The 12,329-nt window shown below is 38.3% G+C and carries 11 protein-coding genes; 1 reads left to right on the top strand and 10 read right to left on the bottom strand.

The window, feature by feature from the left end; genetic code table 11:
- Window positions 1–82: 82 nt before the first annotated feature.
- The 10 genes from obgE to WAA15_RS18785 form a co-directional block, all read right to left on the bottom strand.
- The gene (gene obgE, locus WAA15_RS18830; RefSeq protein WP_337044375.1) at window positions 83–1,066 is read right to left on the bottom strand and encodes a GTPase ObgE; all 984 of its coding nucleotides are present in this window, start codon (window positions 1,064–1,066) and stop codon (window positions 83–85) included.
- A 93-nt stretch (window positions 1,067–1,159) separates the two neighbouring features.
- Window positions 1,160–1,735: an adenylate kinase gene (locus tag WAA15_RS18825; protein WP_337044374.1), complete on the bottom strand. Its 576-nt coding sequence runs from the start codon at window positions 1,733–1,735 to the stop codon at window positions 1,160–1,162.
- Between the two features lie 172 nt (window positions 1,736–1,907).
- Window positions 1,908–3,632 (bottom strand): tetratricopeptide repeat protein, encoded by a 1,725-nt coding sequence (locus WAA15_RS18820; RefSeq protein ID WP_337044373.1) that lies wholly within the window; start codon window positions 3,630–3,632, stop codon window positions 1,908–1,910.
- Window positions 3,633–3,857: 225 nt separating this feature from the next.
- Window positions 3,858–4,757, bottom strand: a complete 900-nt coding sequence (locus tag WAA15_RS18815; RefSeq protein ID WP_337044372.1) for a PstS family phosphate ABC transporter substrate-binding protein — start codon at window positions 4,755–4,757, stop codon at window positions 3,858–3,860.
- Window positions 4,758–4,908: 151 nt separating this feature from the next.
- Window positions 4,909–5,151 (bottom strand): hypothetical protein, encoded by a 243-nt coding sequence (locus tag WAA15_RS18810; RefSeq protein ID WP_337044371.1) that lies wholly within the window; start codon window positions 5,149–5,151, stop codon window positions 4,909–4,911.
- Between the two features lie 2 nt (window positions 5,152–5,153).
- Entirely contained in the window at window positions 5,154–5,981 is an 828-nt protein-coding gene (locus WAA15_RS18805; protein ID WP_337044370.1) for an energy transducer TonB, read from the bottom strand.
- 29 nt (window positions 5,982–6,010) lie between these two features.
- Window positions 6,011–6,562: an ExbD/TolR family protein gene (locus tag WAA15_RS18800; protein WP_337044369.1), complete on the bottom strand. Its 552-nt coding sequence runs from the start codon at window positions 6,560–6,562 to the stop codon at window positions 6,011–6,013.
- 35 nt (window positions 6,563–6,597) lie between these two features.
- Entirely contained in the window at window positions 6,598–7,197 is a 600-nt protein-coding gene (locus tag WAA15_RS18795) for an ExbD/TolR family protein (RefSeq protein WP_337044368.1), read from the bottom strand.
- A 61-nt stretch (window positions 7,198–7,258) separates the two neighbouring features.
- Entirely contained in the window at window positions 7,259–8,086 is an 828-nt protein-coding gene (locus WAA15_RS18790) for a MotA/TolQ/ExbB proton channel family protein (RefSeq protein ID WP_337044367.1), read from the bottom strand.
- A 371-nt stretch (window positions 8,087–8,457) separates the two neighbouring features.
- Window positions 8,458–10,071, bottom strand: coding sequence for a M28 family peptidase (locus WAA15_RS18785; protein ID WP_337044366.1), 1,614 nt, complete (start codon window positions 10,069–10,071; stop codon window positions 8,458–8,460).
- Window positions 10,072–10,180: 109 nt separating this feature from the next.
- On the opposite strand from WAA15_RS18785, the gene recQ reads away from it, so the two are divergent.
- Window positions 10,181–12,319, top strand: a complete 2,139-nt coding sequence (gene recQ, locus WAA15_RS18780; protein ID WP_337044365.1) for a DNA helicase RecQ — start codon at window positions 10,181–10,183, stop codon at window positions 12,317–12,319.
- Window positions 12,320–12,329: the final 10 nt, after the last annotated feature.

The following is a 12,329-nucleotide window of genomic DNA, read 5'->3' as shown; positions in this document are numbered from 1 at the left end:
CAGCCATGATACTTGTGGTATCATACCCAAGGCACACCAATCTCTTTAGTATTTCTAAATTAAGGGTTATTGCAAGTTTTTTTTACAAATTATTCCAGATTACATCTTTTAGTTCTTCAATGCCTTGGTTTGTCAAGGCTGAAAAAAACACAGCAGGTAATTCTTCTGGAATTTTCTTCTTAATTTTTGTGAGTTGCTTCTCGTCAATCAAATCACATTTCGAAATACCTAAAATTCGTTTTTTGTCCAGTAATTCAGGGTTGTACTGTTTTAATTCTTTGAGTAGGGTTTTGTACTCTTTTAATGGATTTTCACTATCGGCCGAAACCAGAAACAGCAGTATTGAGTTTCGTTCGATATGCCTAAGAAAACGCAGGCCGAGGCCTTTTCCGTGAGCAGCACCTTCAATAATACCGGGGATATCGGCCATTACAAAAGACTTAAAATCACGATAAGCCACGACACCTAAATTAGGCGTAAGAGTTGTAAAAGGGTAGTCGGCTATTTCGGGCTTTGCAGCAGAAACCACCGATAATAAAGTTGATTTACCAGCATTAGGGAAGCCTACAAGGCCCACGTCAGCTAGAATTTTAAGTTCCAGAATAATCCAGGCTTCCTGACCTTCTTCGCCTGGCTGAGCATACTCTGGTGCTTGATTAGTGGAATTTCTGAAATGGAAATTTCCTAAACCTCCTCTTCCACCGGGTAATAAAATTATTTTTTGACCATCTTCTGTTACCTCTCCAATTATTTCACCGGTTTCAGCATCTCTAGCTACTGTTCCGAGAGGTACTTCAATTATCTGGTCTTTTCCTTGCGGTCCTGTTCTTCTGCCTCCTTCACCTGCGGTTCCGTGGTCGGCTTTTATATGCTTTTGGTATTTTAAATGCAGGAGTGTCCAGTGTTGGGCATTTCCTTTTAAAACAATATGCCCACCGCGGCCACCATCGCCACCGTCAGGGCCACCATTAGGAACGTGTTTTTCTCTCCGAAAATGTTTTGACCCAGCCCCACCATTGCCTGAGCGGCAATTTATTTTCACATAGTCTATAAAATTACTTGTCATAACTTACACGGTCAATTTAAATCTCAAAGAGTTTCATAAATATTAATGATTCTATTTTATTATAACCATTATAAAATAGAATCAGTTCTGAAACTATGCTTGTGCTGCATCAATAGCTTCACAAATCGTGCCGAATATTTCTTCTATATTACCAATACCATTAACTTTTACAACTTTTCCTTGTTCTTGGTAAAATGGCAATACATGGATAGTTTTGGTAAAATATTCGTCGATACGTTTCAATAGTTTTTCTTCGTCATCATCGGCTCTGCCGCTTATTTTTTTACGTTCGGCAATACGATTTTTAATTTCTGCCTCTGTAACATCTAGCTGCAAAACCAGATTTATTTTCTCTCCTTTTCCTTCCAGAAATTTATCAAGTGCTTCGGCTTGCGGAACAGTACGAGGGAATCCATCGAAAATAAAACCTTTTGCGTCTGGATTATTCTGTACTTCTTCTTCCAACATATCGATCGTGATAGAATCAGGTACCAGCAAGCCATCGTCAAGTATTTGCTTAACTCTTTGTCCAAGTTCTGTTTTTTGGCTGATGTGCATTCTGAACATATCGCCGGTCGAAATATGAGCAAGCGTATATTTGTCAATAATTTTTGCTGATTGAGTGCCTTTACCGGCACCGGGAGGTCCAAATATTACAAGATTAAACATAAGTAAAGTTAAAGTTCTTTGTTCTTGCCGTTCTGATTAGTATACGTGCAGGACGGCAAAAATAAAATCAAATTTTAAAATTTATATGATTTTTGTGCAAATAATTTATTTTATGGCAAAAAAGGGTCTATTCTGAATCAGAATAGACCCTTTTTATGATTATATTTTAAAATCATCCTTTCGGCCCACCACTACTTCCGCCGTTCGACGGGTTGTTGTTTGGTGGGGTTGCTGTTCCGTTGGCTGGTGCTGCTGTACCTCCGTTGATGCTTTCCAATACTTTCAATGCCTGCTGGTTAGTTGGGTCATAAGTAAGAACAAGGTTCATATACTCTTTAGCCTTTGTTGTGTCTTTATCAAGCAACAAGGCTTTTATTCCTAAATAACCGTATGCCTCAGCAAGATATCTCTTGGTATTATCTTTAGCTTTCTCAGCTTCAGGTACTAACGAAATATATTTCTCATACACAGGAGCAGCTGCAAATGTTGAATCGTTCGGATTTGCATATTGCTTTGCACGTGCTTTGATGATATATGGTACCAACCACGAATCTTTGTAGAGCTCAATTGTTTTTGATAGTGCTGAATCAGCTTTCACGTATTCTTTTGAGCGCATATAAGCGTCGGCCAGATTGTAATAATCAGGAGCTGATGCCTTTTTAGAAGAAGCAATTGATTTCTCATAGGTTGCTGCTAGTTTATCCCATCTTTTTGCAGTTTTGTATACTGCTGCAATATCGTTCAGATAATTAGAAGCTGTATCGCCTAATTGAATTGCTTTTTCCATGCTAGCAATACCTAGTGAATCGTTCAGCGCTTTATTTGCATCATCTTTGATACAGATATAGCCATGACCAATTGTACCGTAGTCAGATGGTAAATGACGGTCTTGTGGTGCTTTTTTCAGGAATTCCTGTATGTTTTTTACACCTTCGGCACACTCGCCTTTTTCAATCTGAATATAACCTTTCAAACGGTATTTAACAGGGTCCTGAATTTTATCGAAAATTCCGTTAAGTACTTCTGTTGCACCGTTGTAGTCTTTCGACGTAAACGCAAGTTTTACGTATCTCAACTTAGCGGCATCAGAGGCTTCGCTTTTCTCAAGATATAATTTCGCGTTTTTAGCAGCTAAATCATATTTGCCAAATACTTGAAACAAGTTACTCAGATACCAGTAAGCAGGTGCATGCTCAGGGTCGGCTTTAATTGCCTCGTTCAATTCTTGCTGAGCTTTAGGATAATTTTTACCCTGGAACCAAACTCTACCCATTAAGGTATGAATGATTGCAGCTTTCTGACCCATGCTTAGTGCATTTTCAAGGGCAGTCATGGCGCCACCACCATCATTTTTCAATAAATATGCTTTTGCCAGAGCGATATAATAATCAGGGTTGTTTTTAACTTTCTGAGCGTCCAAACCAGCCTGTACATTTAATACTGCTTCTGCTGGGTCGTTAAACTTAGCATCTTCCGAAAGCGCGTATGCTTCTCCGATTCTAAATAAAACATCAGCATTTTTATTTTTGGTATCCTTTTTAATCAAGTCAAAATCTGCCTTTGCACCAGCTTTGTCACCCGAAAATAATTTTACTGCGCCTAAGCCAACACGATTCAAAGGATCTGGTTTTTTATCAACTGCTGCGCCTTTTGTAAAAGCCTCTTTAGCTTTTTCAAGATCTGGTTCAGGCAGATTCAGGTAATAATACCCAAGATAAAAATAGTTCTCTGCTGTTGGGGCAGAAGTGGTTAATTGGTTGAAAACTGTCCCAGCAGCGTTGTACCGCTCGGCATCCAAATTTCTCAATCCGTCCTGCACTGTTTGTGCCAAGGTGTTGAATGTCAACGCCAGCACCGCCACCGCTGATACTGACAAAGCTCTCAAAATTTTGTTCATTTCACTCTGAAAGTTAGGTTTACGAATTCTTTGTGTTAAAAAAATTATGCAAAGGTAAAAAATGTATTCCAAACAGAAAAAAATTTGTTCTTATTGGCCTAATCATTTTGAATCTTTTGCATTTGTTGATTAAGACAAAATCTTTTATCTGAGGTTTATTAATAAGTTGTTAATGATACTTACTTTGATTTAAACAAATAAAACAAATCTTTTCAGAATATTGTTCTATTTTGCCGGCTCTCTGTTTACAATTACACCCTTAGGATATACATAATAAGGAATTAAGCCTGATTTTTCTACTACTAACTGGCCTATCTGGGCACAACAAAAACGGATAAATGCTTTTGATAAGCCGTAGTGTTTCATTGTGTGCAATAATACTCTTCTTTCGAGTGGGTATTTTCTTGCTCTCAGCGACTCCGTCGTAGGCTTATAGTACTCATTTTCACCGGCTTTGTCTGATTTTGAAACCCCCAGTACTTTCACACTTTCTATGAAAGACCTGCTGTTTGCGTCATCAAGGTCACTAATCCAGTTTCCGCCTATCAAGCCAATGGCTTTAGGGTTTTTCTTTACATACTCAATTACATCTTTGTTACCGTTAGCAGCAAAGATATTTGCTTTCTTTACATCCTGAACGTTCAGTTTTTGAAGCATATAATACAAATTACTTGAATTACTGTTATCAAAAACCAGTTTATAATCAGTATTCAGTTTCCCCTCAAACATTTCTTTCAACTCTGGTAAAGAAATATGCTCAATCGGGCTTGCCGGATTTGTAATTAATGCTACGCCATCCAGCGCCATTCTTGCAGGCAGGTAGTCTATTTTACGCGAAGTATAATAGCTTCTTTCATTGGCCGTGGCTTCTCTGGTTGCCACTGCAATATCAACCGAATCGCTCATCATTAATGCAATAGCTTTTTGCTCAGGCATATATCTTACATGGATAATTGCCTTCGGGTAATGGGCATTGTAGGCCATTACTTGTGCATCAATAATAGGTTTTAGTGATTCGTCCGCTGCGATTGTTATTTCACCGTCATTAGGTAAATCGGGCTTTTCAGGCTTGGAACATTCAGTTAAAAGCAAAGCACATATTAACAAGAGAACGTACTTTCTCATGGTAGTATTTATGTATAGTTTAAGTTAGAACAATGTAAAAATAAGAATTACTGAACGAAAAATGCAAACAATTTAATATAATATTAAAAAAAAATTAAAAAATATGCCACTCTGCTACGCAAAGTGGCATATTTTTATCAATAAAAATTAATCAGTTATTCATTGTGTCTTTGATTGATATATAGGCCCGATAGCCTCTGAAAATGCCATATACTATAAGTAAAGCACCCATAGCATAAGCCAGATTATCTGAGAGCGGTACCATTAACCATTTCAATTTGATGACATAGTATCCTAGCACAATATAGACAAGGGCAAACATACCCATTGACAATTGCAGGATTCGCTGAAATACCTGACGTTGTTTATCTGATGAATTACGTCGTGCTGCCATTCTTACTCTAATACAAATGAAATTGGCATTGTAAAGAATACCCTTACGTTACGACCATTTTGTTTACCAGGGTTCCATTTTGGCATTGCCTTGATTACACGTTGTGCTTCTTCGTCGCAACCAAAACCAATACCTTTCAAGATTTGAACATCACCAATTCTACCGTCTTTCTCAACAACGAATTTAGCAAATACTCTTCCTGAAACGTTAGCACGTTGTGCTGCAGATGGGTATTTAAGGTTTTTACCAATGAAGGCATACATTTCTTTAATACCACCTGGGAATTCAGGATTTTGCTCAACCGTTGTAAAGATTTCTTCTTCTTTTGGTTGCTCAATCTCGGCTGGTTTAGGAGCTTCAACTGGCGGAGGAGCAGCCGCTACCTCTTCTGTTTCAGCACCTTCTTTGTTCACGTTTGAAATAACTTTATTTTCAACCTCTTCCACTTTTGGTGGTGGTTCTTCGTTCTTTACTTCTTCGTCAGCTTTTGGTTCTGGCGGAATGAACTTAATCTGAGCTACTTCCTGCTTTGGTGGCTCTGGTTCTGGTGGCGGAGGCGGAATATCAGGTTTTTGTTCTTCCTGTTTTTCTTCCTTTAACTTAGAGAGGTCAATTTCAACGACTTGTTGTTCTTCTTCTTTAGAACCACCGAATTTATTGAAACTCCAAGCTGCCAACAATGCTCCACCAAATAACCCAATACCGATAAGAGCTGCTCTTGTCAGGTATCTTGAGTAATTTTTCCTTAGTGAATATGCGCCGTAATCTTTATTACGATTTTCGAATACAATTTCATCTAAGGTGATGTTTTTAGCATTTTTTGCTTCCATTTTTTTGTTTTTTATTTTCCTTAGATTACTTATTTTTTAGGTTCTGCCAGCTTTTGGTCAAGCAGTTCTTTTTCTTTCGGAGCTAAGTCAACAATTGCGTAGCGGTCTGACTTCGTAATTGCCATCTCGTCAAGAATATCAACTGTATTCTTCCAGTTTGCATCATCACTTGGCTTGATAATTACAGTGAATTTGTTCACATCAAGTGCGTTTGCTTTTTTCACTAAAACAGCTTTTCTGATGCCTTCGGCCGAGTAGTCTGTTTCATTGATGTCTGCAATTGTTAGTTCTGGAAGTGGTTTCTGATACCAAAAAACTCTGTCGTCTTTTCCCATCAAGACAGTAATGGTATTGGTTACCTTTACTTCTGGTGGTGGTGGGTCGTCAGGTTTTGGTTTATCAGGCATGTTCAACTTCATCATGTTGGGCTTGCCGAATGTAGTGGTGTACATAAAGAATGTAATAAGCAAGAAGCCCAAGTCCACCATCGGGGTCATGTCAGGTTTACCACCTGATTTCTTCGACCGGACCTTACCATCGCCTTTCTTACCACCACCACCTGATTCCTGTATTTCTGCCATTTTTATCTGGTAATTTAAGGGTTCAAGAAATAATGTTATTCTTTATTTTCTGAATCGGTAATTAACTGAAATTTGTTAATGTCATTTTTACCTAGTTCAGTAAATAATTTTCTAATAGCAGGGTATTGAGTTTTTACGTCTCCACGAACAGCCAATTTAGCTTTTTTGTTGATATCGGTAAGATAAGTCTTTACCCAGTCAACTAATTCACTTTTGGTACTGTCATTCGGGATACCTTCAATTTTCACCTGTGATTTCTGTGCTTCCGACAATGACAAGTATTGTTTTAAGGCATTGATTGAAACACCTGTTTCGGCCAATTTTGTAAAACTTGCTTGTTGTGAGTCTGAAAGCCCAGCATTATACTTCTCATTCATTTTCTGAATAAGCGAGTATCTGTCTGTCGGGTTTGTAACGCCAAAGTAATATTTGCCGTCTTTGTCAATCGTAATTGTAGCCATATCCTTGTCATCAATTTTAATTTCTGAGATGGATGAAGGCGTATCTACTGTTACAGACTCCTGACTTTTAAATTGGGTTGTCATGATGAAGAATGTAAGTAGTAGGAACGCAACGTCACACATCGCAGTCATATCCATTGATGGACTTTTTCTGGCTGGTTTCGGTGCTGCCATAGCTTTTTTTTCGAAAGTTTAAATGTTTAAACTAAACTACTATTCAACTTTACTGCTTCTCTTAGTGATGAGCAGCGAAGTTTTGCTGAAGGCTCATTCCGATTTCGTCAATCTTGTAAGTAAGCGTATCTATTTTTGAGGTAAACAAGTTATACATGATAATAGAGATAGCCGATGTACCGATACCTAAGGCGGTGTTAATCAAGGCCTCAGCAATACCAGTTGCAAGGGCAGATGCATCAGGAGCACCACCACCAGAACCAAGTGCAAAGAATGAACGAATCATACCGATTACGGTTCCTAGTAGGGCAACAAGAGTTGATACTGATGCAAGTGTTGAAAGAATAGTAAGGTTTTTCTCTAACATCGGAAGCTCTAATGTAGTAGCTTCTTCTACTTCTTTTTGTAGGGCAACCAATTTTTGGTCTTTAGCCATTGTATCATCTGCAGCTAACTGGCTGTACTTTTGGAGAGCAGTTTTAGTAACGTTACCTACTGAACCTTTTTGTCTGTCACATTCTTTAATCGCATCAGCAATGTTGTTTGAGTCAACAAGTGAACGTACTTTACGAACAAACGCATCTAGGTCACCTTTTCCAGAAGCATTGTTGATAGTAATGAAACGCTCAATTGAGAATACCAATACTGAGAGCATGAATGTTAACAAGATAGGTACAATAATACCTCCTGAATAAACTATACCCATAGCAGTTGTTGGATGTTTTTTTTCTGCATCAGAGAAGTTCGAAGCATCTCCTAAAAGAAAATACCACAAACAAAAACCGATAACAAGTAGAATTGGAATAACGAAAGCTGGATTTAATCCTCCACCTTTAGACGACTTAGGGGCTGCTGGTTTTGCTGCTGGGGCTGTAGTCTTTTTTTCCATTAGCTTTGAAATTTTTAGGGTTTTAAAAAATGAAACAATGAATTTTTTGGTAAATAAAAGTGAAAATTTTAAAAGAAAGAATATTACTAAAAGAAAATTTTGTTAAAACCTATTACATATTCTTTTCAATCATGGGACAAGTTTAAGCAAAATCGTTGAAACAAAAAATATCAAACATGATAATTTTTTATTAGCAAATCATTCTTTTGTACTTTTTAAAGATTAATTATTTAGATTTAATGTAGGGCCAGAAAACATAACTTTTTCATTATCAGACAGTTAAATATTTAGGATTCTGAGCTATAACTAAAAAATTCGTTCATAAATATTTCCTTAAAAAATACAAGCCCTTTTTATCAAAATCTCACTCGTCAAGGCTTATTACTATCAACCTTAATTCTTTCTTCACGGTTCGCTACCTCCCAGGCTGTATGAAATACTAAACGGGCTATCTGCTGATATTTCGGGAAAAGTATTTTTTCAACGTCGTCTCCCGGACGATGATAATCTTCATGTACGCCTGTAAAATAGAAGATAACAGGTATTTTATGTTTTGCGAAGTTGTAATGATCCGAACGGTAATAAAAACGATTAGGGTCTTTAGGGTCATTGTATGTATAATCTAACTGATAATTGATAAATTTATTGTTTGTTTCTTCGCTTATTTTGTGTAATTCTGAAGATAATTTATCAGAGCCTATCAGATAAACATAATCCTGACGTGGTGCGTGTTCTTTGTCGATACGGCCAATCATGTCGATGTTCAGGTCACAAACCGAATTACTAATAGGTATAATCGGGTTTTTATCTGTGTAATATTGTGAGCCTAACAAGCCTTTTTCTTCGCCTGTTACGGTCATGAACAGGATACTTCTGCGTGGGCCAGCACCTTCCTTCTTGGCTTTGGCAAATGCTTCGGCTATTTCTAATACAGCGCAGGTGCCGCTACCGTCATCATCTGCTCCATTATAAATTTGCCCGTTCTGAACACCTACGTGGTCGTAATGAGCCGTAATCAGCACAACTTCATCTTTTTTGTCGGTTCCTTCCAAAAAGCCCAGCACATTCTGTGTCTCAATAGGTACTTCTCCCCTTTCGGCCTTTACTGATACGGTCGACTCCTTTGCACTAGCTGCCGTACTTACACCGGTGCTTGTAATTTTATCGACAAGCTTGGCCATTTTCTTGGGTTTTATAGCCAGCATTTCTGCTGCCATTTCCTTTGAAATATAGAAAGTCGGGTTTGAGGACGCTTGTTCAGGGGTTGGCGATTCGGTAAAAGACATCCGGTTAAAGCGTGAAAGAACTACTTTTCTTTCGGCTGCCAGACTTTTGAACTCAGAAGCATCTGAGGCAGAAACAACAAAAAACATTTTTGCCCCTTTGTTCAATGCAATATTCATTTTCTTTTGTAAACCTGTTTTATCTTCCCAGTCCGATTTTTCTCCGGCTTTAGTGAGGCGGTATTTACCTTCTTTATCTTTAGGTTCGCCTTCAAGCATAATAATGGCTTTGTCTTTTACATCAATATCTTTGTAATCGTTGTAGGTATCGCTTTCAATACCATAGCCTACAAAAGCTACTTTAACTGATTCTTCCTTCGGAATACTCGTTAAGCCGTTCGGATAATAGTCTTTAAAGAATTCTTTTTTCTTATTTCCTATTTTTATATAGGCATCTTTCCAGCCTTTTCTGTATAAATTAAAAAACTGAAAATATCCTTTTTCGCCATTTGCATTTGGCACAATGGCTTGCAAGCCCAAGTCAGCAAAGTGCTTGGCAATATAATCGGCGGCTTTGCGTTGGCCTTTCGAGCCGGTATCACGTCCTTCAAGGCTGTCTGAGGCAATATAAGTCAGGTGGCGTTTTAAATCATCGGCAGAAATGGTTGCGGCATATTGAACTGATTTTTCCTGCGGGTTGCTTTGCGCGTTAACGAAGGTGTAAGAACTAAAAAAAATAAAGGCTAAGAGGCGTTTTTTCATACGATACTTTAGGTTTGTTGAAATAATAAATTGTAAAAATAAAAGGTTTTATAGACAGATTTCAGATTTATTCATTATTTTGTTAAAAAAAGAAATAGTATAACTACACATGACAAAAGAACAGGTTCTTAAAAAATATTTTGGTTATGACACCTTCCGCCCGCTTCAATCTGAAATTATCGACACAATTTTAGCCAAACAGGATTGTCTGGTTCTTATGCCCACCGGAGGTGGAAAATCTATTTGTTTTCAGGTACCTGCACTAGTTTTTGACGGATTAACACTGGTTATTTCTCCGCTTATTGCCTTAATGAAAGACCAAGTACAGGCTTTACAGGCCAACGGTGTATCGGCAGCTTATATTAACAGCACTTTGTCGGGGGCCGAACAACGCGACATCGAAACCAGATGCCGCTCTGGTGAATTGAGGTTACTTTATATATCACCCGAAAAACTACTATCGCCCAATTATCTTGATTTTATTAAAACGCTTAGGGTTACTCTGATTGCCGTTGACGAATCACATTGTGTTTCAACATGGGGGCATGATTTCAGACCTGAATATACTCAGTTACATATTCTAAAAAAAACGTTTCCTGAAGTTCCGATGGTTGCTTTAACAGCTACTGCCGACCGCGTTACTAGAAAAGATATTCTGAAACAATTGGGGATTTCGGAAGCCAAAACATTTATTGCTTCTTTTGACAGGCCCAATCTTGGTTTATCGGTTCTGCCGGGTAGAAACAGGCTAAAGGTGATTCAGCAGTTTATTGCAAAGCGCAGCAACGAGTCTGGTATTATTTATTGCCTTAGCAGAAAAAATACAGAGGAAGTAGCCGAAGGCTTACGGAAATTAGGTATTAGAGCCATGCACTACCATGCTGGTATTGATGCTCAGACACGCTCAGAGGTACAAGATGCTTTTATCAAAGATGAAATTCAGGTAATGGTTGCCACAATTGCCTTTGGGATGGGTATCGATAAGTCAAATGTGCGTTTTGTGATACATTATAGCTTACCCTCGAATGTTGAGAGCTTTTATCAGGAGATTGGCCGTGCCGGACGTGACGGCCTTCCTTCAGACACGCTACTGTTTTACAGTTTTGCTGACATTATTACCCGAAAGGAAATGATTCAGAACTCGGAGTTGCCCGACAATATGAAAGAAGTGCAACTGGCTAAGCTCGACCGAATGAAACAGTATGCAGAATCAGAAATTTGCCGGAGAAGGGTGCTTCTAAGTTATTTTAACGAAGATGCTCAGAAAGATTGTGGCAATTGTGATGTGTGCCGTAATCCGCCCGTGAAATTTGATGCCACTATTCTGACCCAAAAGGCGTTGTCGGGCATTGCCCGTACTAACGAAAAAGTAGCTATGGGTTTACTGATTGATATTCTGAGAGGAGCCCAGAACCGTAATGTATTTGAGCATAATTTTCAGACACTGAAAACTTTTGGTGTAGGAAAAGAATTAAAATATGAAGAATGGGCCGACTACATTACACAAATGCTTAATTCGGGTATTATTGATATTGCCTATGATGAACGCCACTCTTTGAAACTGAATGCTGTTTCGTGGCAGGTGCTTAAAGGAGAGAAAAAGGTTCCGCTCGTGAGGTTTGAACCTTATGAAGTTAAAAAGGCCCGACAAGAAGAAGAAATGCCTCGCGAGAAATCGAAAAAAGAAGTTATTAAAGATGCACTGTTTGACCGCTTGCGTGTGTTGCGCAAAAAATTGGCTGACGAACAAAACCTGCCTCCGTTTGTAATATTTTCGGATGCTACCTTGTCGGACATGGCACAAAAAAGACCTATCAATAAAATACAAATGTTGGCGGTGTCGGGTGTTGGGGAACAGAAATTCCGACAATTCGGTGAAAAGTTTATTAACGAGATTCTTGATTTTGTTCGTGAAAACTCTGAAGGTGGCAAAACACGTATCGCCAAAGGCTTTACTTATACTGAAACGCTCGATTTGTATCAGAAAGGTCTATCTGTTGAAGATATTGCGATGAGGCGAAATCTGAGTACCGTAACTGTCATAAGCCATTTAGTAAAATTACATGAAGAAGGTAATGATATTAACCTGCGAGATTTAATTCCGAGCTATGAGTATAATCAGATAATAGCCGCAGCTATGCGCCTTAATATGCAAAAAGGCGATGCCTTAAAACCACTTTTTGAAGATTTAGAAGGACTTTATGATTATGGCAAATTAAGAATTGCCATAGCTTTGTGGGATGTGTAAATACTTGATT

Source organism: Emticicia sp. 17c (assembly GCF_037153985.1).
Taxonomy (GTDB): domain Bacteria; phylum Bacteroidota; class Bacteroidia; order Cytophagales; family Spirosomataceae; genus Emticicia.
The sequence above is the reverse complement of the archived record's forward strand: the minus strand, read 5'-3'. Positions and strand labels throughout refer to the sequence as shown.